The 23185-nt window shown below is 63.3% G+C and carries 18 protein-coding genes and 2 tRNA genes; 14 read left to right on the top strand and 6 right to left on the bottom strand.

Annotation, left to right across the window (positions count from 1 at the left end; all coding sequences use genetic code 11):
• The first annotated feature begins 10 nt into the window (after nucleotides 1-10).
• From recF to ACZI8W_RS06395, 11 genes are all read left to right on the top strand, one after another.
• Nucleotides 11-1249 (top strand): DNA replication/repair protein RecF, encoded by a 1239-nt coding sequence (gene recF / locus ACZI8W_RS06445; protein ID WP_463367665.1) that lies wholly within the window; start codon nucleotides 11-13, stop codon nucleotides 1247-1249.
• The gene (locus ACZI8W_RS06440; protein WP_463367664.1) at nucleotides 1236-1793 is read left to right on the top strand and encodes a DUF721 family protein; all 558 of its coding nucleotides are present in this window, start codon (nucleotides 1236-1238) and stop codon (nucleotides 1791-1793) included. Before recF ends, ACZI8W_RS06440 begins: the two co-directional genes overlap by 14 nt.
• A 213-nt stretch (nucleotides 1794-2006) precedes the next feature.
• Entirely contained in the window at nucleotides 2007-4043 is a 2037-nt protein-coding gene (gyrB, locus tag ACZI8W_RS06435; RefSeq protein ID WP_463367931.1) for a DNA topoisomerase (ATP-hydrolyzing) subunit B, read from the top strand.
• 385 nt (nucleotides 4044-4428) lie between these two features.
• Entirely contained in the window at nucleotides 4429-8034 is a 3606-nt protein-coding gene (locus tag ACZI8W_RS06430; protein WP_463367663.1) for a sensor histidine kinase, read from the top strand.
• Nucleotides 8031-8447 (top strand): roadblock/LC7 domain-containing protein, encoded by a 417-nt coding sequence (locus tag ACZI8W_RS06425; RefSeq protein WP_054805599.1) that lies wholly within the window; start codon nucleotides 8031-8033, stop codon nucleotides 8445-8447. Before ACZI8W_RS06430 ends, ACZI8W_RS06425 begins: the two co-directional genes overlap by 4 nt.
• Nucleotides 8448-8460: 13 nt before the next feature.
• Nucleotides 8461-8835: a DUF742 domain-containing protein gene (locus ACZI8W_RS06420; protein WP_054805600.1), complete on the top strand. Its 375-nt coding sequence runs from the start codon at nucleotides 8461-8463 to the stop codon at nucleotides 8833-8835.
• 13 nt (nucleotides 8836-8848) lie between these two features.
• On the top strand, nucleotides 8849-9403 hold the full coding sequence (locus tag ACZI8W_RS06415) for a GTP-binding protein (RefSeq protein ID WP_054715879.1): 555 nt from the start codon (nucleotides 8849-8851) through the stop codon (nucleotides 9401-9403).
• Nucleotides 9404-9600: 197 nt separating this feature from the next.
• Complete coding sequence (gene gyrA, locus ACZI8W_RS06410) at nucleotides 9601-12105, top strand: DNA gyrase subunit A (protein WP_463367662.1); 2505 nt, start codon at nucleotides 9601-9603, stop codon at nucleotides 12103-12105.
• Nucleotides 12106-13302, top strand: a complete 1197-nt coding sequence (locus tag ACZI8W_RS06405; protein WP_463367661.1) for a DUF3566 domain-containing protein — start codon at nucleotides 12106-12108, stop codon at nucleotides 13300-13302. It begins immediately after the preceding gene.
• Between the two features lie 75 nt (nucleotides 13303-13377).
• Nucleotides 13378-13451, top strand: a tRNA-Ile gene (locus ACZI8W_RS06400).
• 137 nt (nucleotides 13452-13588) lie between these two features.
• Nucleotides 13589-13661, top strand: a tRNA-Ala gene (locus ACZI8W_RS06395).
• Between the two features lie 103 nt (nucleotides 13662-13764).
• On the opposite strand, the gene ACZI8W_RS06390 is transcribed toward ACZI8W_RS06395, so the two are convergent.
• From ACZI8W_RS06390 to ACZI8W_RS06380, 3 genes are read right to left on the bottom strand one after another with little or no spacing between them, the layout of a single operon-like run.
• On the bottom strand, nucleotides 13765-14121 hold the full coding sequence (locus ACZI8W_RS06390; RefSeq protein ID WP_463367660.1) for a hypothetical protein: 357 nt from the start codon (nucleotides 14119-14121) through the stop codon (nucleotides 13765-13767).
• Nucleotides 14122-14157: 36 nt separating this feature from the next.
• Entirely contained in the window at nucleotides 14158-15237 is a 1080-nt protein-coding gene (locus tag ACZI8W_RS06385) for a site-specific integrase (RefSeq protein WP_463367659.1), read from the bottom strand.
• Entirely contained in the window at nucleotides 15224-15721 is a 498-nt protein-coding gene (locus ACZI8W_RS06380) for a helix-turn-helix domain-containing protein (RefSeq protein WP_463367658.1), read from the bottom strand. The genes ACZI8W_RS06385 and ACZI8W_RS06380 overlap by 14 nt, the downstream gene beginning before the upstream one ends.
• A gap of 119 nt (nucleotides 15722-15840) precedes the next feature.
• Between ACZI8W_RS06380 and ACZI8W_RS06375 the strand changes: the two genes are divergently transcribed.
• The 3 genes from ACZI8W_RS06375 (at nucleotide 15841) to ACZI8W_RS06365 (ending at nucleotide 18338) form a co-directional block, all read left to right on the top strand.
• A complete protein-coding gene (locus tag ACZI8W_RS06375) occupies nucleotides 15841-16059 on the top strand; it encodes a helix-turn-helix transcriptional regulator (protein ID WP_463367657.1) in 219 nt (72 codons plus the stop codon).
• A gap of 92 nt (nucleotides 16060-16151) precedes the next feature.
• The gene (locus tag ACZI8W_RS06370; protein WP_463367656.1) at nucleotides 16152-16412 is read left to right on the top strand and encodes a hypothetical protein; all 261 of its coding nucleotides are present in this window, start codon (nucleotides 16152-16154) and stop codon (nucleotides 16410-16412) included.
• 120 nt (nucleotides 16413-16532) lie between these two features.
• Nucleotides 16533-18338 carry an AAA family ATPase gene (locus ACZI8W_RS06365; protein WP_463367655.1) on the top strand — a complete coding sequence of 602 codons (1806 nt, stop codon included), beginning with the start codon at nucleotides 16533-16535 and terminating at the stop codon, nucleotides 18336-18338.
• A gap of 251 nt (nucleotides 18339-18589) precedes the next feature.
• Here the strand turns inward: ACZI8W_RS06365 and ACZI8W_RS06360 are convergent, their stop codons facing one another.
• The 3 genes from ACZI8W_RS06360 to ACZI8W_RS06350 all read right to left on the bottom strand — a co-directional run bounded on the left by ACZI8W_RS06360 (nucleotide 18590) and on the right by ACZI8W_RS06350 (nucleotide 23162).
• Entirely contained in the window at nucleotides 18590-20134 is a 1545-nt protein-coding gene (locus ACZI8W_RS06360) for an RNA-directed DNA polymerase (RefSeq protein WP_463367654.1), read from the bottom strand.
• 382 nt (nucleotides 20135-20516) lie between these two features.
• Nucleotides 20517-20864 carry a metal-sensitive transcriptional regulator gene (locus ACZI8W_RS06355; RefSeq protein WP_463367653.1) on the bottom strand — a complete coding sequence of 116 codons (348 nt, stop codon included), beginning with the start codon at nucleotides 20862-20864 and terminating at the stop codon, nucleotides 20517-20519.
• 48 nt (nucleotides 20865-20912) lie between these two features.
• Nucleotides 20913-23162 (bottom strand): heavy metal translocating P-type ATPase, encoded by a 2250-nt coding sequence (locus ACZI8W_RS06350; protein ID WP_463367652.1) that lies wholly within the window; start codon nucleotides 23160-23162, stop codon nucleotides 20913-20915.
• Nucleotides 23163-23185: the final 23 nt, after the last annotated feature.

Here is a 23185-nt window from a genome sequence, read left to right as displayed (position 1 = left end):
TGGACGGACCGTGTACGTTCGCACCTTCGCGCTGCGCGACTTCCGGTCATGGGAGTCCGCGTCGGCCGATTTGACCCCGGGGCCAACGGTTTTCGTCGGACCGAACGGACACGGCAAAACCAACCTCCTCGAGGCACTCGGATACCTCTCGGTGCTGTCGTCACATCGTGTGTCGTCCGATTCCCCTCTGCTGCGCGCCGGGGCCTCACGAGCATTCGTGGGTGCCGTGGTCGTCAACGGCGGACGTGAACTCGGGATCGACATCGAGATCAACGACGGCAAGGTCAATCGGGCCCGGATCAACCAGTCGCCGGCCAGGAGACCGAGGGAGATCGCGGGGATCCTCCGGACGGTGCTGTTCGCGCCCGAAGACCTGTCGCTCGTGCGCGGCGATCCGGGCGACCGTCGACGGTTTCTCGACGAACTGCTCACTACCCGTTTCCCCCGTCTCGGTGGGGTTCGAGCGGATTACGACAAGGTTCTGCGTCAACGCTCGGCGTTGCTCAAGACCGCCGGGGGCGCACTCCGCCGGGGGGCGCGCTCGAGCGATGGTGCGAGTGCTCTGGCGACGCTCGATGTGTGGGACGGACATCTCGCGGCGCACGGTTCGGAGTTGCTCGCCGCGCGGATCGTGTTGCTGCATGACCTCGCGCCGCACGTGGTCGAGTCCTACCGATCCATCGCCCCGGAATCGCGTCCGGCTGCCCTGCGGTATCGGAGTAGTCTCGGCGATGCGTTACCGGCAGAATTCGCCGATCCCGCGCGTGTGCCCGAGCACGACGACCGCGAGTCGATCGAGGTCGCGTTCCTGAAGAGACTGTCGGAGATGCGTTCCAAGGAAATCGAACGGGGCGTGTGCCTGGTCGGCCCACATCGCGACGATCTCGAGTTGATCCTCGGTGATCAGCCTGCGAAAGGGTATGCGAGTCACGGGGAGTCCTGGTCGTTCGCTCTGTCGCTGCGTCTCGGTGCGTTCGCTCTGCTCCGATCGGACGGTACGGATCCGGTGCTCATGCTCGACGATGTGTTTGCCGAGTTGGACCGTCGTCGCCGAGCCGCGCTCGCCTCGGTCGCAGCGAGCGCGGAACAGGTCCTCATCACGGCGGCGGTACCCGAGGATGTGCCGTCCGAGCTGGCCGGTACTCGATTCCCGGTGCACGCCGAGGAGACCGAACGTGGCCGTATCTCCGCATTGGGTACGGCGGTGCGAGGAGAATCGGTCGGGGAGGTAGCCGATGACGGACGATGATCCCGTTGGTTCCAATGGAAACAGGGCAGAGCCGGAACTCCGCGGAGTGGATCTTGCACGCCGTGCGCTCGAGGAGGCTCGAGCGGCCGCGAAGGCAAGTGGCAAATCGGTCGGACAGGGGCGTGCCTCGCGCGGCCGGGTGCGACCACGTCGCCGCAAGCGGGGATGGTCGGGTCCCGGACCCGACGACCGCGACCCTCAGCGGCTGGGTGCGTTGACGGGTGCGATCGCAAAGCAGCGCGGCTGGTCCGCGCATGTGTCGGAAGGTACGGTGCTGGGCAGTTGGGCGCGTGTCGTGGGCGAGGACATCGCCGCGCATGCACAACCCACGACGCTGCGCGACGGGATCCTGCACGTCTCGGCGGAGTCGACCGCATGGGCGACGCAGCTTCGGATGATCCAATCACAGATACTTGCGAAGGTCGCGGCGTCGGTGGGGCACGGCGTGGTCAAGGAACTGAGGATCACCGGTCCGACCGCTCCGAGCTGGCGCAAGGGCGAGCGACACATCCGCGGCCGCGGTCCCCGCGACACCTACGGGTAGACGCTGTCACGTTCTGCGTGCGCGCGTCGAAATCCCGGCGACGTAGGAATTCACTTTCGCTGATCCGCGCGGAGCCGACTGTGAGGACGTCAGCGGTGCGGCAACCGCACTCTGTGTCGCCGGGGGCATCTGAGCTCAGGCCAAGTAGAATGGACAAGAATGCGCCGCGCGCATGTGTGCGAGGCCGAGGCGGAAAAGGAGAGCTACCCACCCGTGGCTGCCGAGAAGTCGAACAAGAACAAAAGTGACTACGGTGCGTCTTCCATCACCGTCCTCGAGGGCCTGGAGGCGGTGCGTAAGCGACCCGGAATGTACATCGGCTCCACGGGAGAGCGTGGTCTTCACCACCTCATCTGGGAGGTCGTCGACAACTCGGTCGACGAAGCGATGGCGGGTTATGCCTCCAAGGTGGAGGTGACTCTGCTCGAGAACGGTGGCGTCGAGGTCGTCGACGACGGTCGTGGCATTCCGGTCGGTATGCACGCATCGGGCGCCCCCACAGTCGAGGTGGTACTCACCCAGCTCCACGCAGGTGGCAAGTTCGACTCCGACGCGTACGCGGTGTCGGGTGGCTTGCACGGCGTCGGAATTTCGGTCGTCAACGCGCTCTCCACCAAGCTGGAGGTGGAGATCGATGTCGACGGACACCACTGGGAACAGACCTACACGAATTCGAAACCCGGTGAGCTGATCAAGGGCGAGGCGACCAAGCACACCGGTACGACGGTGCGGTTCTTCGCGGACGACGAGATCTTCGAGACCACGCAGTACAACTTCGAGACCGTGGCGCGGCGCCTGCAGGAGATGGCGTTCCTCAACAAGGGGCTCACCATCACGCTCACCGACGAGCGGGTCCTCCCCGAAGAGGTCACCGACGAGGTCGTCGCCGGGACCGCCGAAGCGCCGAAGACCGCCGAGGACGAGGCGATCGAGGCTGCCGAACCCTCAGTGCAGAAGACCAAGACCCGCGTGTACCACTACCCGGGTGGACTCGAGGACTACGTCCGGCACATCAACCGCACCAAGGCACCGATCCACAACTCGGTGGTGGGGTTCACCGCGAAGGGCACCGGTCACGAGCTCGAGCTCGCGATGCAGTGGAACTCGGGCTATTCGGAGTCTGTGCACACCTTCGCCAACACCATCAACACCCACGAGGGCGGTACGCACGAGGAGGGTTTCCGTGCTGCGCTCACGAGTGTGGTCAACCGATATGCGAAAGAGAAGAAGCTCCTCAAGGACAAGGATCCGAACCTCACCGGTGACGACATCCGCGAGGGTCTTGCCGCGATCATCTCGGTGAAGGTCGCCGAGCCGCAGTTCGAGGGCCAGACGAAGACGAAGCTCGGCAACACCGAGGTCAAGTCGTTTGTGCAGAAGGCCTGCAACGAGCACATTTCGCACTGGCTCGAAGCCAATCCGGCCGACGCGAAGACGATCGTGACCAAGGCGGTGTCGTCGGCTCAGGCCCGGGTCGCAGCACGTAAGGCACGTGAGTTGGTGCGCCGCAAGAGCGCCACCGATATCGGGGGCCTGCCAGGTAAGCTCGCGGACTGCCGGTCGAAGGACCCGGGCAAGTGTGAGATCTACATCGTGGAGGGCGACTCCGCCGGTGGTTCGGCGAAGTCCGGCCGCGACTCGATGTACCAGGCGATCCTCCCGCTGCGCGGCAAGATCATCAATGTCGAGAAGGCACGCATCGACCGCGTGCTGAAGAACGCCGAAGTCCAGTCGATCATCACGGCGTTCGGCACGGGCATCCACGAAGAGTTCGACATCGCGAAGCTGCGTTATCACAAGATCGTGTTGATGGCCGACGCCGACGTCGACGGACAGCACATCGCGACGTTGCTCCTGACGTTGCTCTTCCGGTTCATGCGTCCACTCGTCGAACACGGCCACGTGTACCTGGCGCAACCGCCGCTGTACAAGCTCAAGTGGCAGCGCGCAGAGGCCGAGTTCGCCTACTCGGATCGCGAGCGGGACGGGCTTCTCGAGGCAGGCCTCGCGGCCGGCAAGAAAATCAACAAGGACGACGGTATCCAGCGCTACAAGGGCCTCGGCGAGATGAATGCCAAGGAACTGTGGGAGACCACGATGGATCCGACCGTGCGCATCCTGCGTCAGGTCACCCTCGACGATGCCGCTGCGGCCGACGAGTTGTTCAGTGTGCTCATGGGGGAGGATGTCGAGGCTCGGCGTAGCTTCATCACGCGTAACGCGAAGGATGTGCGCTTCCTCGACGTGTGATCGGGCGAGCTCGGGAGGATACTCAGCGCGACACTGCGAATAGCGGATTCTCGGCGCGACACGGCCTGTGATGTGTGATAAATCATGTCACAGGCCGTCCTGATACTCTCAATCCGGACGAATACCGCTTACATTTTGCAGTTACCCATGAGTACACTCGCTGAGGCCACCCGTATGCGTGGCTGCCGAACAGGGCATGAAAGGGATATCCGGCGTATGTGGAAACCCATCTTCCATATCCCCGGTATGTCCCGCTATGGTGCCCTCACCCAGAAACGTCTCGTTCGACTGTATTCCGGCGGAAATCATGCTCACCCGGTCGAGTGGGTTGTCCGTGGATGCTCGTCGCCCGGCGTGAACGGGTTGGAAGGAGAGCTGTAAACACATGAGTGACGAGTCACCGCCTCGGCAGCGGTGGTGGAACATCGAGGGGTGGGGTCTTCGAAGGAAGGTCACCGCAGTTCTTGCCGTTCCCGTAACAGTGGCGGTGGTCCTCGGTGTCCTTCGCGTCGAGAACGAACTGACCAACGCGATCCATTTCTCGGAAGCCGCGGATCAGGTCGCGCACGTCCCCGATCTCGTCGACTTGGAAACCGCGCTCGGTACCCTGGCAGGTTCGACCGCCGCGGGCATGAGCACGAGCGAAGAAGTCGACCGACTCGACGACGCGCTCACCCGCGTACGGGCCGTCACGTCGGCACCTGAGATGGATTCGGACATCGCGGCGGATCTCACCGAGATACTGATCGCCGGCGAAACCCTTCGAGATCAGCTCAAGGCCGGTCAAGTTCAGATCTCCGAGTTGTACGACCGCGCGAATGTCGTGCGTATCGGACTCTCCGACATCGTCGACGCGATCGTCCAACCGATCGAAAACGAAGAGGTCCTCACCGAAGGAGCCCGGCTCGTCGATGCCTGGGCCGCGCAGCGCTACCTGCTCGACCAGGTGCTCGGCATGGTGGCGATCCTCGAGGATCCCAATAACCCTGGCAACGAACTGGTTTCCGCTTCCGGTTCCGAGCTCGCGATGCTCGAGAACCTTGCTCGTTCGTACCCGGCGGCCGATGACCGAGTCACTGAACTGCGCAACGCGGTGGCCGAACGCGCCGCGATGATCGACGCAGCTGCCGCAGGCCCGATGCCGATGCTGGAGCTGCGCGCGTCGCTGCTGCGAAGCCTCGAGATCTACGGGTCCATCATCGAGCAGGCCACCGAACGAATCACCACCACGGTCGAGGATCGCGCAGCGGAGACCCGTTCGGCCGCTCTGCGCGACACCGCAATCGTGCTCGCGGCACTGCTCGCAGCCCTCATTCTCGCGCTGCTCGTGTCGCGGTCGTTGGTCGGCCCGATTCGTACCCTGCGTTACGGCACGCTGAAGGTTGCGCGACAGGAGCTTCCCGAGGCGATCGACCGGATCAAGGTCGGCGACAGCATCGAAGACATCGAGTTCACTCGCGTGCCGGTGCACACGACCGAGGAAATCGGCCAGCTCGCCCGGGCGGTCGACGATATGCACGGTCAAGCGCTTCGTCTCGCCGGCGAGCAGGCTCATCTGCGTCTGCAGATCAACGACATGTTCGAGACGCTCGCTCGTCGAAGCAAGTCGCTCGTCGAGCAGCAGCTCAGTTTGATCGAACTACTCGAGTACGAAGAGAAAGATCCGTCCCGTCTCGAGAGCTTGTTCAAGCTCGATCACCTTGCGGCACGTATGCGCCGTAACGGCGACAACCTCCTGATTCTCTCCGGTACCCGTATGCGGCGTGGACAGTCGGCTCCGGTGCAGCTCGGCGACATCCTGCGTGCAGCGATGTCCGAGGTCGAGGACTACCAGCGGGTCGAGATCGGTTCTACTCCCGACGGTGCGCTCAGTGGTGCAGTCGCGACGGACATCGTCCACCTGCTTGCTGAGTTGGTCGACAACGCGCTGCGCGCTTCTCCGCCGGACAGCACCGTCACGTTCAGTTTTGCGCGGGCCGTCGACGGTGGTCTGCTCGTCGAGATCGCCGACCGCGGTATCGGCATCCCGTCCGACGAACTCGAATCGATCAACGAGCGGCTCCGGCAGGGTGGCGAGGTCGGCCCGGACACCGCTCGTCACATGGGTCTGTTCGTGACCTCACGTCTTGCAGATCGCCACGGGCTCACCGTGCGCCTGCGACCGACATTCGACACCGCGCGGAATCCCGGTATCACCGCGAGCGTCCACATTCCGGATGTCCTGCTCATGTCGCCGCTGGCACTGGCACAGCCGAGTCCGGTCGTCGTCGATGCCGAGGCGGAGGATGCCTCCGTCGAGCAGCAGCAGGATTCTGCTCTGCCCGCGCCGGGTGATTCTGCTCTGCCCGCGCCGGGTGCCGACACGGCACCGGACCCCGAACACTCGCAGGCGATTCCGGAGTACCTGCCGGTGCGTGCCGACTCGCGTCAGGAATCGAGCGCCGACGACCAGCTCACGGAGATTCGTCGCCCGGACACCTTCCCGGCAGGGTTCCAGCAGTCGGAGCCGGTGTATCGCGAACGGCCGGAGCCACATTCTCAGCCGCAGGGGTTTGCGTCCGCTCCGGTCGCCCCACCTCGGCAGCCGAATCCGCCGCGTGAGCAGGCGCCGACAGGTCTTCCGCAGCGTCGTCCCGGAGCAACGCCGGGTCTGCCGCAGCGTCAGCCGGGTTCGACTCCTGGTCTTCCGCAGCGCAGTCCCGGCTCGACAGAGGGTCTGCCACAGCCGGATGGCCAGCAGGCTCCGCGTCGTATCCAACCGGACGCCGCGGCAGCGCTCGCCTCGGCGCTTCCATCGCGGGCCAACCGCACCCCCGCGGACCCGAATGCCGAGAACGGGCGTCGTGCACACCTCGAGCGCGACCAGCAAGACCAGCAAGGTACATCGACGCCATCCGGTGCCCCGGATCAGGAAGCCCAGAACCAAGGCGAGCAGAACGGAGAATCCGGCCACGCAGCTCACGCTCTGAAGACCCCGCCGGCTCCTGAGCCGGGTCTTCCTCAGCGTCGTCCGGTATCGGACCAGCATCCACCGAACCGCCTTTCCGATCAGGGACACCCGGCAGCCCCAGCCCCGGGACTTCCGCAGCGGCATCCCGGTGCAACCCCCGGCGTTCCGGTGCGGGCAGTACGGCCACCGCACGATGCGCCCGAGGCTGGTCTTCCTCAGCGCAACCCCGGTTCCACGCCCGGTCTGCCGCAGCGTCAGCCGGGTGCCACACCGGGTTTGCAGTCGCAGAACCAGGACGGGCAAGCGGAGCCGGGTGGGCGTGCCACCCAGCCGGCCCGTGGCGAGCAGGACGCGCGACCGGCTCAGGTCACCTCGACAGGTCTGCCGCAGCGGCATCCCGGTGCGACACCGGGAGTCGCGCCGCTGCAGGCGGGGCCGCCGCCCAGCGGAGAGAAGCGTCGTGGGGGGGCGTTCGGGCTCCCGCGTCGGCAGCCGGGTTCGTCACCGCGGATCCCGCAGTCCGCGGCCCGGCCGGCCAGCATCGCCGACGGTGGTTCGGTGTCGGAGCAGGCCGATGCGCAGAACGCAGCTCGGCATCGTTACCGAACGAACTCCGCGAAGACTGCGTCGTTCTTCCAGCCGCGGCCGGATGCGGGTTCACTGAAACCGCACTCCGCTGCCGGCAACCCGATTTTCTCCGACATGATGTCGGATTGGCTCGTCGATCCGACGAACCTCCCCGAGGATCGTCGGAAGCGCGAGTGGCATTCGGCTGCGGACTCCGGATGGCAGGCAGCGCAGCGCGCTGCGGAAGTCCCGGTGGAGGAACACACCACCTCCGGTCTACCCCGTCGCGCGCCGGGCGAACGTCTCGTCCCGGGTGCTGTGCGCCAGCCTGTGACCGAAGAACAGCGCGCACTCCGACGTCGTGACCCGGAATCCATTCGGGCCAATCTCAGTCGCCACCAGCAGGGTGTCCGTAATGGTCGCGCTTCGGCGACAACAAGTAATCGCGAGAACAACGAACAGGGAGTTCGATGAACATTGATCATGGATCCGATGTAGCTCGTCCTTTGGACTGGTTGGTTTCCAACTTTGCGCGCGAAGTCCCCGGTGTCTCGCATGCGGTGCTCGTGTCGGCCGACGGGCTTCTGATGGCTGCCAGCGCACATCTGCCGGTCGACCGTGCCGAGCAGCTCGCTGCGGTGACGTCCGGACTCGCAAGTTTGTCCAACGGCGTCTCGCAGTTGTTCGACGGTGGCGGAGTGTTGCAGTCCGTCGTCGAGATGCAGCACGGTTACCTGCTGCTCATGAGCGTCGGCGATGGCTCGCATCTCGCTGCACTCACCGCTTCGGAATGTGATATCGGACAGGTCGGCTACGAGATGGCGCTCCTGGTCGACCGCGTGGGTGCGTCGGTCGAGGCGACGCCTCGGGTCGGCCTGGGGTCCTGACGTCGAGGTGGCCATGGAACCGCGCAAGCCGGAGTCGGTGCCGGACCAGCCGAGTCTGGTCCGGCCGTACTCGCTGACTTCGGGACGCACCAGTCCTGCGGTCGAACTGGCGTTGGAAGCCTTGATACAAGCAATTCCGGGAACGGACAGTCGGGCCCGGGATCTGGACAACATCAACGCCACGATCTTGGAACTGTGCAAGGAATCCCCGTCTGTCGCTGAGATTGCGGCAAGGGTGGGTGTGCCGCTCGGAGTGGCACGCGTGCTCGTAGCCGACCTCGTCGAAGCCGGGCATGTACAGATCCTGGCCACGCTGAAAGACGATTCGAGCGACGCGGAGCGTCGTGAGCTGATTGAAAGGGTCCTCAGTGGACTTCGCGAACTCTAACGCTACGAAGCGCGTGACCTCGACCAAGATCGTGATCGCCGGCGGATTCGGTGTCGGCAAGACCACGCTGGTGGGGGCGGTGTCGGAGATCGTTCCGCTCCGCACGGAAGCGCTCGTGACGAACGCCAGCGACGGCGTCGACAACCTTGCGGCAACGCCGCAGAAGTCCACCACGACCGTGGCGATGGACTTCGGCCGAATCAGTTTGGCCGAAGATCTCGTGCTGTACCTCTTCGGTACGCCGGGCCAGCATCGGTTCTGGTTCATGTGGGACGACCTCATCCGAGGTGCCATCGGCGCGATTGTGCTGATCGATACCCGACGCTTGGACGAGAGCTTCGCCGCTGTCGATTTCTTCGAAGCGCGCAACCTCCCGTTCATCGTCGCGATCAACGAGTTCGACGATGCCCCGCGCTATCCCCTCGAAGACATCCGCCAGGCCATGGCCATTTCTCCCGAGGTACCGATCGTGTCGATCGATGCTCGCTCGCGTGAATCCGCGAAGCAGGCACTTGTCACCGTCACCGAGTACGCACTGCGAAAGCTGCATCAGCCGGTGGCCCAGTAAGGGATTCGGGCCTGCAGCCGTTCATTCCGGGGGTGTGGATGACGGCGCGGGCCCTCACCTCGGTGATCGGGTGTCCGGAGAAAGTGCCTGTCCTTGGAGGCGGTAGCTGACCTGCACCTATAGACTCGGGTGGTTGCGAGACGTTCGTCGGGCCTGAGCTCGGATCGGACGTTCGAGCCGAGGAGAAGAAGGAGCTCATGACCGACACCACGTTGCCGCCGGAGGGTGCTGGGCACGACCGCATCGAGCCGGTCGACATCCAGCAGGAGATGCAGAACAGCTACATCGATTACGCGATGAGCGTGATCGTGGGCCGCGCCCTCCCCGATGTGCGTGACGGTCTGAAGCCCGTTCACCGCCGCGTGTTGTACGCGATGTTCGACAACGGCTTCCGTCCCGATCGCGGCTACGTGAAGTCTGCGCGTGCGGTCGCGGAGACGATGGGCAACTACCACCCGCACGGCGACTCGTCGATCTACGACACCCTGGTGCGGCTCGCTCAGCCGTGGTCTCTGCGGTACCCGCTCGTCGACGGACAGGGCAACTTCGGTTCCCGCGGCAACGACGGTGCCGCCGCCATGCGGTACACCGAGTGCCGGCTCACGCCACTCGCGATGGAGATGCTGCGGGAGATCGACCACGATACGGTCGATCTACAGCCGAACTACGACGGTCGTACCCAGGAACCGACGGTACTCCCCAGCCGTATCCCCAACCTGTTGATCAATGGTTCGGGCGGTATCGCGGTCGGTATGGCGACCAACATTCCCCCGCACAACCTCAATGAGGTAGCCGAGGCGGTCTACTGGGCTCTCGACAACTTCGAGGCCGATGAGGAAGCCACGCTCGCGGCGGTCATGGAGCGCATCAAGGGCCCCGACTTCCCGACGGCAGGCCTGATCACCGGTTCGCAGGGCATCCACGACGCCTATACCACCGGACGTGGTTCGGTGAAGATGCGCGGCGTCGTGGAGATCGAAGAGGATGCCAAGGGCCGGTCGTTCATCGTCATCACCGAGTTGCCGTACATGGTCAATCCGGACAATCTGATCACGTCGATCGCGGAACAGGTCCGCGACGCGAAGATCGCGGGTATCTCCGATATCCACGACGAGTCGTCCGACCGCGTCGGCATGCGCATCGTCGTCACGGTGCGCCGCGACGCCGTCGCCAAGGTCGTGCTGAACAACCTGTACAAGCACACGCAGCTGCAGACGAGCTTCGGCTGCAACATGCTCTCGATCGTCGACGGAGTGCCACGCACGCTGCGCCTCGACCAGATGATCCGGCTGTATGTCACCCACCAGATCGAGGTCATCGTCCGGCGCACCCGGTACCTGCTGCGCAAGGCAGAGGAACGCGCCCACATCCTGCGCGGTCTGGTCAAGGCGCTGGACGCGCTCGACGAGGTCATCGCCCTGATTCGTGCGTCGCGGACCGTCGACATCGCTCGTGCCGGCCTGATCGAGTTGCTCGACGTCGACGATATCCAGGCCGACGCGATCCTGGCGATGCAGCTGCGCCGCCTTGCGGCTCTCGAGCGACAGAAGATCGTCGACGATCTCGCCGAGATCGAACGCGAAATCGACGACTACAAGGACATCCTCGCCAAGCCCGAGCGGCAGCGCACGATCGTCCGCGACGAACTCATGGAGATCGTCGAGAAGTACGGTGATGAGCGTCGCACCCGCATCGTTCCCGCCGACGGCGACGTGGCCGACGAGGATCTGATCGCTCGCGAGGATGTTGTCGTCACGATCACCGAGACCGGCTACGCCAAGCGCACCCGCACCGACCTGTACCGATCGCAGAAGCGTGGTGGCAAGGGTGTCAAGGGTGCCGACCTCAAACAGGACGACATCGTCAAGCATTTCTTCGTGACGTCGACGCACGACTGGCTGCTGTTCTTCACGACGAAGGGTCGTGTCTACCGGGCGAAGGCGTACGAGCTTCCCGAGGCGAACCGCACCGCCCGCGGCCAACATGTCGCGAACCTCCTGGCATTCCAGCCGGACGAGCGTATCCAGGGTGTCATCCGCCTCAAGACATACGAGGACGCGCCGTATCTGGTGCTCGCCACCCGTAACGGATTGGTGAAGAAGTCGCGTCTGTCGGACTTCGATTCGAACCGATCGGGTGGCATCGTCGCGATCAACCTGCGCGACGAGGACGAGATGGTCGGCGCCGTGCTGTGTTCCTCCGACGACGACCTGCTGCTCGTGTCGGAGCTGGGTCAGTCCATCCGTTTTGCGGCGACCGACGAGGCGTTGCGTCCGATGGGTCGCGCGACGTCCGGTGTCCAGGGCATGCGATTCAACGGCGAGGACAAACTCTTGTCGCTGAACGTGGTGAAGGATGGCACGTATCTGCTGGTCGCGACATCCGGTGGCTACGCGAAGCGCACGCCGATGGAGGATTACCCGGTTCAGGGTCGCGGAGGCAAGGGTGTTCTGACCATCCAGTACGACAAGCGACGTGGCACCCTGGTCGGTGCACGAATCGTCGAGGACGATGACGAGTTGTACGCGATCACGTCCGGCGGCGGCGTCATTCGTACCGGTGCCAAGCAGGTACGCAAGGCAGGCCGACAGACCAAGGGTGTGCGTTTGATGAACCTGGGCGACGGCGACACGTTGCTTGCGATTGCACGCAACGCCGATGAGCCCGAGGAGATCGACGCATCCGAATCGAAGGAGTCGTAAGTGAGCACTCCCCAGGGGCCGAACGGATCCGACCAGGGAAAATCCGCCCGGAAGCCCGAGGATCGGAACGGACGCGAGGTGGAGACCGACCCGAGTGGCCCGGCCGCTGACAAGCAGGCGCCCGGGAAGGGGAGGCCCGCCGGTGACGCTGCGAAGCCGGAGGCCGCTCAGTCGGAGAAGCCCGCCGGGAAGGCCGCAGCAGATTCCGGGAACCCGCAGCCGCCGGAGACCCCTCCCACCCAGAAGTCAGCGAAGTCGCCGGAGCCCGCAGCGAACTCAGGTAAGGGCGAGCAGGCGCCCGACGAGGGTCAGGCGACACGGCCGGCGCTGCGTTCGAACCCGACTGCGCGGCCGTCGGGTCAGACACCGCCGTGGCAGCGCGGCCAGCAGCCGGTTGCCGACACGCAGGGTGCTGCGCAACAGAACACGTCTCAGCAGAGCACCCCACAGACGAATCTCCCCGGAGTCGGGCCAGGCCTGGGAAAGACCGCGAATCGCCCAGCAGGCGCCTCTCAGCGTCCCGCATCGGGTCCGCAGCCTGCCGTGGGTAAACCTGCCGCGAAGGGTGGTGCTGCTCCTGCGAAGGGTGGCACAGCGCCGACGCGCCCTGTGGTCACCGGTACAGCCGCCGCGTCCACGACCGGCGGTGGGCAGGGATCCGGTCGGGCCGGTGCGAAGTCGAAGTCCGCGGTGATCGACGGCCCGACCCGGCACATCGAGCGTAAGGACCTCGCGAAGGATCTGCCGGACCTGTCGAGCGTCAAGCATCCGACCCCCGAGGCGGCGGTCGCGGTGGACACTCCGCATGCGAGTCCCGTGGTCGTGGCACCTACCACCGGCGATGCGCTCAGGGCGACTGTACAGATGCGCCGCATAGATCCGTGGTCGATGCTCAAGGTGTCCGCGCTGATTTCCTTGTCGCTGTTCTTCGTGTGGATGATCGCGGTGGGATTGCTGTACGGCGTGCTGGCGGGTATGGGAGTGTGGGAGCGGCTGAACAGCGCGTTCACCGACCTCGTCTCGGAAACCGGTAGTGACGGACTTATCAGTGTCGGTCAGGTGTTCGGCTACGCGTCGGTGATCGGCCTCGCCAACATGGTGCTGATGACCGCCCTTGCGACGCTCGGTGCGTTCATCTACAACCTCTGCAGCGACCTCGTCGGTGGAGTTCAGGTCACGTTGGCCGACCCGGACTGAAATGCAGGAATGCTGCCCCGCCGATGCGATTTTGTTCTGCGAGGGTCGGTGGGGTAGTGTTCCATCTCGGTTCGAGGGCCTATAGCTCAGGCGGTTAGAGCGCTTCGCTGATAACGAAGAGGTCGGAGGTTCAAGTCCTCCTAGGCCCACTCCCCGTGCTGAAAGGGCAGCAGAATGAAGTTTCTCCTCGTGGTGGGAACGGTAGTTCTGGTGGCCTTCGGAATCGCCCGGATGCTCCGGAGCGAGGATGAGTGGCACGAGGTACCCGGCCGGTAATTCGGCGGACGGGGCCTTAGCTCAGTTGGTAGAGCGCTGCCTTTGCAAGGCAGATGTCAGGAGTTCGAATCTCCTAGGCTCCACAGTAGTTAGTGCAGGTGAAGGGCGTTTTCCGGGAGACCGGGAAGCGCTCTTCGCTCGTTTCTGCCCACAATTTGCCCACATCCGGTGGATCTGGGGGTGGTCCTACTGCCCGAACGTGAAGCGCAGGTTCGCGTTGATCAGTTCGTTGATCCTCTTTCTCATCCTGACGATCGTGTCGTCGTCCGGGACGGGATCGTCGACGGAAAGCGTCCAGTGCAACATGGTGCCTCCATGCCCGCCGGTGAGATCGAATCGGATCCGGGCGTCCGGACGTGACGGCCACAGCGAGCTCCACACCACCAGATCGGGCTCGACGGCATCGAGGACGACCGGGCGTTGTTCGTCCTTATTCAGGGTCAGCCAAGGCCGCATCGGGTCCCGGTCCGGTTCGGTGATCGCCTCATAGACCACGTGCGGTGGCGGTGGCTGGGAACGGCGGCGGCTTGCTATTTCGGGCACATCGCACCGTATCGCTCTCTCACGAGAAAGGCTGGTTCACGCGACGTGCGGACGGGCGAGTCTATCGAGGCTTTCGGCGACCATTCCGAGGTCGTCGTCGAACAGGTGTCCATACCGGTCGAGGGTGAGGGCAGCGCTGTTGTGGCCGAGCATGCGCTGCAGCGTCTTGATGTTCGCGCCGGCCGTGATTGCCAGTGACGCAGCCGTATGGCGTAGCTCGTGCGGAGTGAGCCCCTGCGGGACTGCAGACGCCTTTACAGCCTTGTCCCACCATCGTCGGCGGACATTGTTCGACCTGAGGTATCCGCCGCGGCTGTCGGGGAACACGAGTCCGTCGTCGGATCTTCCCTCGATGCGCTTGCTCAGCATCTCGAGGAGGAAGCCGGGGACCGGCACATCACGCGCTTGGTTGGACTTCGTGGTGGACACCACGATCTTCGAGTCGACGACGGTGGCAGATCGGTGGATGCGCAGTCGGCTGCGGTCGAGGTTCACATCGAGGGCCGTGAGTGCAGCAGCTTCACCGAATCGAAGGCCGCAGTAGGCGAGGACGTAGACGAACAGTGCGTTCTTCTCGGCGGCGTTGGCGAGCAGCGAGACCTGCTGAGCCGTCAGGTACCGCCGCTCCTCGTGGTCGATGCGGGGAAGGTCGAGACCGACTGCCGGGTTCGCGAGGATTCGCGAGTCCGTCGCGGCCTGGGCGAGGATCTGCGAAACCACACTGACGTTCTTCTGCACGGTTGCTGCAGAGCTGGTCTCCGACATCCTCGAGACCCAGCGTCGCAGTCGCTCACGGGTGACGTCCGCGATCGGTACGGATTTGAAGCTGGGCAAGATGTGGACGTCGAGCGCTGAGCGGTATCGCGCTGCGGTGGACTTCGAGAGGTTGACCTTGGCGACGATCCACTCCTCGGCGACCTCGCCGAACGTGATGCGGCCGGCAGACGGCGCAATGTAGGAACCCGTCAGCTTCTGGACTTCGACTGTCGCCGCGAACGCGTCAGCGTCTCGCTTGGTCTTGAATCCCCGCTTGTCGGTCTGCCGGCGATCGGGTGTGCGATAGCGGACTCGGTACCTGCGGCCGGCTGCCGTGTCGTATGGCTCAATCGTCGCCATCGGTCGACCGGTCGCCGATTCTGACGTTCGGATCCTTCGTCCAGTCCTGCATCTCTGGGGCTGAGTTCGTCCTGAATGCTGCCGTTGCGTACTCAGCCCGGTCCTTCTCGGGGACATGGTCGGGCGTGTGGCTGTAGATGATCGGAGCGTCCCCTTCGGCCCACATCCACACATCCAACGCAGGCCGGGGACCCGCACCGGTGATCGTCACGACGTGATTCGGATCTTTCGTCGGTGGGAGCAGCAGTGCATTGGGGTGAACGCCGAGAGCGAGTGCGAGCGCGATGAGATCGTCAGCATCGACGCGCCGCTCCTCACTCTCGATCTTCCGGAGCCCGAGTGTGGGAATCGGCCGCTCGAGTTCATCGAGTTTCGCAGCCAGCTCGGTGTAGGCCAATCCGTGTCTGGTCCGGAGACGCTTTACGTTCGCGGCGACGGTGCGGCCGGTCGGTCCGAGAGGATTCTTCTTCTGCGGGGCGCTCATGCAGTAAGGGTAAACGATCCTTTCCATCGTTTCTAGATGGTATTGACAGTCAAGGGATGGACATGCACTCTGATCGTGCATCGATCGAAACCATCGCTGAGTGATTGAAAGGATGCTCAATGGCTGTCAACGAAAACTCACCTCTCGGAACTCTCAAGGAGGTCGCCGCGTACATGCGCACGACCGTGGCTTCGCTGGCGACGCAGCGCTACAAGGGTGTCGGTCCGAAGTTCGTGAAGGTCGACGGTAAGCGGGTGCTCTACCGCTGGACCGATATCGAGGAGTACGTCGAGTCTCGTCTGATGACGCGCACTGACGACCAGTCCGGTGCCGCGTGACTCCAGAAATTGAACGACGCCGCTGTGGGGGAGCTGCCACTCCTGAATCCCACTTGCGGCGTCGATACCAACTCACAGAAAGGGAACCTGCAATGAGCGAGTCTAGCTACACCATCATCGAGGCGGAAACTTTGCTCTCGGATCTTGGCGCAACGTACGACGAGATCATCAACGCGTCCGGATGGACGCTCGGTGAACTCGAGACCGCCGCGATCAGGTCGGGACGTCTACGCGAGGAATACCGCCGGATCCCGATGTTCAGGGACGAACACATCGACCGGCTCCGTCGCCGGATCCTTGCCGAGCGTGCGGAACTCGTCGTGCTCGGTAGGGAAGTCCGAAGCCGTTTCTGAACAACGAAGTTCGAGGATTCGGAGAAGTGCGAGGCCGGGAGTCTGCGGATTCCCGGCCTCGATTCCCAGAGAGAGGCAGATTCGAATGAGCAACATGCTGGACCGTGGATGGTGGGGGAGATGACGGCGCTCGATCGGCTTCGGGAGCGCTGGCACGATCAAGGCTTGGTGTGGAAGGACAGCGCGCGCAACACGGCATCTGCGCAGGCCCCCGGCCATTCCGCAGTGGATCGGTCGGTGACGTTCCGCCAGATCGACGGACAAGTCTTGATGAACAGCCACGCCGACGACAAACAGGCTGTGCTCGACGCTGTAGGCCTGGCGATGCGCGATCTGTTCGACGATCCTGCTGGCACTCGATACCGCTACCGCGACGGGCGTACCGTGCACCGCACCTACGACGACCGCGGCCGCAAGAAGTTCCGCCAGTCCGGTAACACCGGAGGACGCGACCTGTACCGCGTCGAACGACTCGATGAGGTACCCACGGGCACAACGGTGTACGTCGTCGAGGGAGAGAAGGATGTGCACGCCATCGAATCAGCCGGCGGCGTCGCGGCGTGTTCGGCGATGGGTGCGGGCAAGGCTCACATGTTCGACTGGTCGCCGTTGGCCGGCCACACGGTCGTAATCGTCGCCGATGACGACGAGCCGGGCCGCCGGCACGCGTTGCAGGTCCACGAGCTGGTCGAACCGATCGCTGCTGGTGCCGCGATCGTGGTGGCGAGGACCGGTAAGGACGCGGCCGACCACATTGCTGCCGGTCACGGACTCGACGACTTCGAGCCTGTCGACCTGGGTGGTGGTCAGGCGGCTCGCCGGTTGAAGGTCACCCGCGGTTCGGACGTGAAGATGCAGCGGGTCAGGTGGGTGATGGAGGACTGGATCCCGGCCGGGTCGCTGACGCTGCTCGCCGGCCGCGAGGGGCTCGGCAAGTCCACGATCGCGGCGGAGATCTGCGCGCAGATCACCTGTGGCACGCTCGCTGGCGAACTACACGGCATTCCCAGGAATGTGCTGTACATCCATTCGGAGGATTCTCGTGAGTTTACCGTCGCCCCGCGATTGAAAGCGGCTGGGGCGAAAATGGATCGGGTGTTGTTTGTTGATGTCGAGACTGCGCACACGGATTCGGGGACGTTGATCCTGCCGTTGGACGTCGCGACGCTCGAGAAGGTTATTGCGCAGCACCAGGTCGCGTTTGTCGTTCTCGATGCGGCGACATCGAGCATGTCGTCGGAGCTGTCAGGTAAGGATGATCGTGCGGTGCGCTCGTATCTCGAGCCGCTCGCGCAGCTCGCTGCAAGGCAGGGTTGTGTCGTGCTCGGGCTCTGCCATTTCGGCAAACGCGACGGTACCGACACCGGGAAGTTGATTCTCGGCTCGATCGCGTGGTCGCAGGTGGCGCGGTCGGTGTTGTCGGTGGCGAAGGATGACGACACGGGGAATCTGATCGTCACGAACACGAAGGGCAACCTTGCGCCGCGGACGCGCTCGATGGAATCAACGATCGTGTCGACGTCGGTAGAGACCGACGATGGTCCGGCTGACGTGGGTGTCTTGAAGTGGTTGGGGGAGACCACTCGCGATGCGCGAGAGCTGCTGAGTGGCGTTGATGGCGAGATGGATGAGCGGGACGAGATCACCGCAGTGATCCGCGACTACTTGATCGACTGCGGCGGATCAGCGCCGGCAGGGGATGTTCTGAAGGTGACGCGGGCGGCGGGCCTGTCGGACAACGCGGTCAAGAAGGCGCGGAAGAAGGCTGGTGTCCGTACCGGCAAGGACGGTTTCAACAAGGGTTGGGTGTGGACTCTTGAACCAGTTCGGGTTTACGAGGGTGCCCAAGATGCCGGCGAAGGTGCCGAAGGTGCCTTCACTCGCGAATGGGAATCTTCGGCACCTTCGACGGAATCGTTGTATTAGGTAGACGCGCAGCCTGCCGGTCAACCCGTTCTGGGCGAGTCTCCGGAAGTTCGCAAGCCCTTATATGTACCATTTCGGACATGGTGTCGGCGTGGTTGTCTGCGGATGCGCAATTCTGGCATCAAAATCTGCCAGATGATTACCTGATATGAACCGTCGGACATGTGGATTTGGGCCGCGCTGTGAAGCCCTGTAAGTAACGGTCATCATGGCTGATCGGGCGTCTTTAATTGAGGTGAAATTGTATTTTTTTACAACGGTCCATATCGCCATGATGGTACGAAGCTGGGCCTTTTTCGGCGCAGCATCTTGCTGGACGGATAGGAAGTCTTTACATAGAATTCGACACCGGCTTGGTGGAGTCCTTTCCAGGCTGTGCTGTCGTCCCATTTATTTGGTCTGCACCAACCGTTGTGCCGGTATTCGTAGGCCAGAAGCCAATCGTTGGAACTGAGTGATCCGCTGCGTTCAGCGCGTCGGACAGCGTTTTCGAAGGACACGCTGCGTTGCAGTTTGCGTGAATTTTCGCACAGGTCGCGAAGGATGATCAGTGAGCAATTGTCGGACATTTCTGAGACTTGGCGTGCAGCTTCAGAATCAAGCTCTAGGTTGAGAGACTGTATCATGTAGAGCATCCAACTTGTTTCGAATCCGTGCTCAAGTCGTGCGTGATCAATAATGAGCTCGTTCAAAATCTCCGAAACCCGTGACTTGTCAACAAGTAACCCGTGCCTGTGGGCGAACTCAAGTACAGCATGGGCCTGTGGGAGTGCGCTGGGTTCCAATCCAATCGAAGCTAATACCAGATCGCGATATACCAACCAGCTATCCTCGCCTGCAGGGAATGGGTTGCAGCGCTTGATCGCATAGCCTAGTACAGCCTGAGTGGGGTACTTTGCACGTTCTTCGAAAGCGGTATCAAATATATCAATTACGTCGGTGGTGAGATTGAAGTCTCGATCATCCCGATAACGATGGGATCTTAGTTTTCGGACCCATTCGGCTTCTACCGGAGCAAGTCCGTCTACGATAGTTACTTTTACTGGATTAACGGAAAGTTCATATTCAAGGAGTAACATTTGGTATGTCGCAAGAACGTCTTCGGCTTCGCCGATTGAGGTTGCGTACACCGTCATGTCGTCACCGAATCGAGCGCTGCGACGCACTGTCTTAGGGAACTTCTTCGCTAATTCTGAATCAATTCTCGCTAAGACGACCTCCGCGATAAGCCAGGAAGTATCAGGGCCTACCGATAATCCGATCGTTTGCCCGTGGCGAGAATTCCTAAGTAGTTTATCGATCTTGGGCCCCAGGCCATTCGCTTGAATTTTCTTTTTCGCCTGGTATTTTCCGCGGATGCTCCAATCAACCGCATGAGTATAGATTGAAGAGTAGAACTGGCTTATATCGGTCTTAAGGGTTACGCGACCTCCCGGCATTTTTGAGATGAGCGTGCGCCCCCATTTCGACATGGGAGTGCGGTAGCGAAGTGACCGCTCCTCTCCACCGCGTAATGGTCGACTCAGGGAAATTTCACTTCGAGCCGTAAGGCGGCGTAGAGTATCCCAATTATTAGAACATTCGACGGAAATGTAGTAATGGCTGAAAGGGTTCGGTATCTCCAGCGTTCTGCGCACCCCGCCCGCGCGAGTTACGCTAAAGCGAACGGGTTGCACCCATTCTTTGCTCGATGGAGTGGAAATGGAACCAATATTTTTCGCAAACTTCGATGATGAGAAGCAAGGAGGCACTTCCTTGGGAAGGAAACCTCTTGAAAGCGATCCGGGAACGTCCACTCGGTGGATAATACGTTAGCGTGGGTGCATTTTTTGGCCCCGTTGTCTCTATCCACGGTTCGACCCGCCTGCTTGGCAGTGGCCTGTGAGGGGCTTCTGCCCATATGTTGCCCACATTCGACCGGAAGTGTGGCTGTTCAACAGAGAGGTATGCCCATGTATTTATGCAGGTAGATGGCTGTTTAAGTGGTTCACTTGCCTACCTGCAGCGCCTTTGCAAGGCAGATGTCAGGAGTTCGAATCTCCTAGGCTCCACAGTTGAAGGGCGCTTCCGAAATCGGAAGCGCCCTTCGGTCATTGTGGGTGAACCTTCCTCCACATACCTGGGTTTCCGCTCGCTCAGAACCAACGGAAACCCTCAGGACCGGAGGAAAGCTGCAGTTCAGGAGCGAAGCAGCCGGGCGATGGCGTCTGTTGCTTCCTTGATCTTCTCGTCCGCTTCCGGTCCGCCGGCTACCGCAGCGTCGACTACGCAGTGACTGATGTGATCTTCGAGCAGACCCATCGCGACGGCCTGCAGAGCCTTGGTCATCGCCGAGACCTGGGTGAGGATGTCGATGCAGTACTTCTCGTCTTCGACCATTCGCTGCAGCCCACGGGCCTGGCCCTCGATGCGCTTGAGTCGCTTGAGATAAGCATCCTTCTCGGTGATGTATCCGTGACCGGCGTGCTCATGGCAGTCGGCCGCGGGAACATCCGATGGTGTGGCCGCGGGGGTGGGGGTGGCCATTGTGTCCTCCTGGAATCCGGCTGTCATGTGGCGCATCGTCGATTATGCCTATCGTGCGGTGGAGCGAAATCGGCGTAGCCGCAGACTGTTGCTGACCACGAACACCGACGAGAAGGCCATCGCGGCGCCGGCGATCATCGGGTTGAGCAGACCCATCGCCGCGAGCGGCAGTGCGGCGACGTTGTACGCAAAGGCCCAGAACAGGTTGCCCTTGATCGTGCCGAGGGTACGACGGGAAAGCCTGATCGCATCTGCGGCGGCGCGCAGGTCGCCGCGAACGAGCGTCAGATCGCTTGCTTCGATCGCGACGTCGGTACCGGTGCCCATCGCCAATCCGAGGTCGGCTTGGGCGAGCGCGGCAGCGTCGTTGATCCCGTCACCGACCATGGCGACCACCTTGCCCTGGTCCTGCAGGCGCTTGACGACGTCGACCTTCTCGGACGGCAGAACTTCGGCAACCACCTCGTCGATTCCCACCTGACCTGCGATGGCCCGGGCGGCGGCGGTGTTGTCGCCGGTAAGCATGATCGGCGTCAGCCCGAGATCGCGCAGCTGGCCGATCGCCTCAGCAGAGGTGGGCTTGACGACGTCGGCGACCACGAGCACTGCACGCGCAGTTCCGTCCCAGCCGACAGCGACCGCGGTCCTGCCGTCGGCTTCGGCGGTCTTCATGGCGTCGTCGAGCTCGGCGGGGAGATGGGCAGCGAAGTCGTCGAGTAGCCGGGTACGTCCGACGAGTACGGCATGATCGTCGACGGTGCCCTGTACGCCGAGTCCCGCGACATTGGTGAACTGCTCCACCGTCGGCAGGTCGCCCACCTTCTCGCGGGCGCCCTTGGCGATTGCCTGTGCGATGGGGTGCTCGGAGGAGTCCTCCAGGGCTCCTGCCAGACGGAGGACTTCGCCGGTGTCTTCGCCGTCGGCGACGACCACGTCGACCAGGGTCATCTTGCCGGCGGTGATGGTGCCGGTCTTGTCGAGAACGACGGTGTCGACGCGGCGGGTCGATTCGAGGACCTCGGGGCCCTTGATCAGGACGCCGAGCTGGGCACCGCGACCGGTACCGACCATCAGTGCGGTGGGTGTCGCCAACCCGAGGGCGCAGGGGCAGGCGATGATGAGCACGGCGACGGCGGCGGTGAACGCAGCTGCGACCGAGCCGCCGGTGCCGAGCCAGAACCCGAGAGTGCCGACCGACAGGGCGATCACGATCGGAACGAAGACTCCGGAGATTCGGTCGGCCAGCCGTTGCGCCTGGGCCTTGCCGGTCTGGGCGTCCTCGACGAGCGCGGCCATCTGCGCGAGCTGCGTGTCCGATCCGACGCGGTTGGCGCGCACGACGATGCGCCCCCCCACGTTGACGGTGGCGCCGACGACCTGGTCGTCGGGCCCGACTTCGACCGGCACCGATTCGCCGGTGACCATCGCGGCATCCACCGCGGAAGAGCCGTCGACGACGATGCCGTCGGTGGCGACCTTCTCGCCGGGGCGGACCACGAACTCGTCGCCGACACTCAATTCGTCGACCGGTATCCGTTGCTCGACACCGTCGCGGAGCACCGAGACTTCCTTGGCGCCGAGTTCGAGCAGTGCCCGCAACGCTGCGCCGGCGCTGCGCTTGGATCGGGCCTCGAAGTACCGGCCCGCAAGGATGAAAGTGGTGACCCCGGCGGCGGCTTCGAGATAGATGTTGCCGGAGCCGTCGGTGCGGGCGATGGTGAACTCGAACGGGTGCGTCATACCCGTCGTTCCGGCTGTGCCCCAGAACAGGGCGTAGATCGACCAGCCGAGTGCGGCAAGGGTGCCGATGGAGATGAGAGTGTCCATGGTGGCGGCACCGTGCCGAAGGTTGGTGAAGGCGGCCTTGTGGAACGGCCAGGCACCCCACACGACGACCGGAGCAGCAAGGGTCAGCGAGAGCCACTGCCAGTTCGGGAACTGGAAGGCCGGAACCATGGCCATCGCGATCACCGGGACACTCAGGACCAGTGAGACCAGTAGGCGCTGGCGTACCGCGGCGGTCGGATCGGGTTCCGCGGAGGGTTCGGATCCGGTGGTGGCCGGTGGTGCGGGAAGTGACGCGGTGTATCCGGCCTCCTCGACGGTGGCGACGAGGTCGGTGGGCGACACATCGCCGACGTAGTCGACGCGTGCCTTCTCGGTGGCGTAGTTGACGGTCGCTGTGACGCCGTCGAGTTTGTTGAGCTTGCGCTCGATCCGGTTCGCGCAGGACGCGCAGGTCATGCCGCCGATCTCGAGCTCGATCCGGCCGTCTGCCGGTCGGGTGATGGAGTTCATTCGGATCCTCCCCTCGGATGCGG

The organism is Rhodococcus ruitaii (assembly GCF_055230935.1).
Note: the sequence above shows the minus strand (reverse complement) of the source record. Positions and strands in the feature narration are given on the sequence as shown.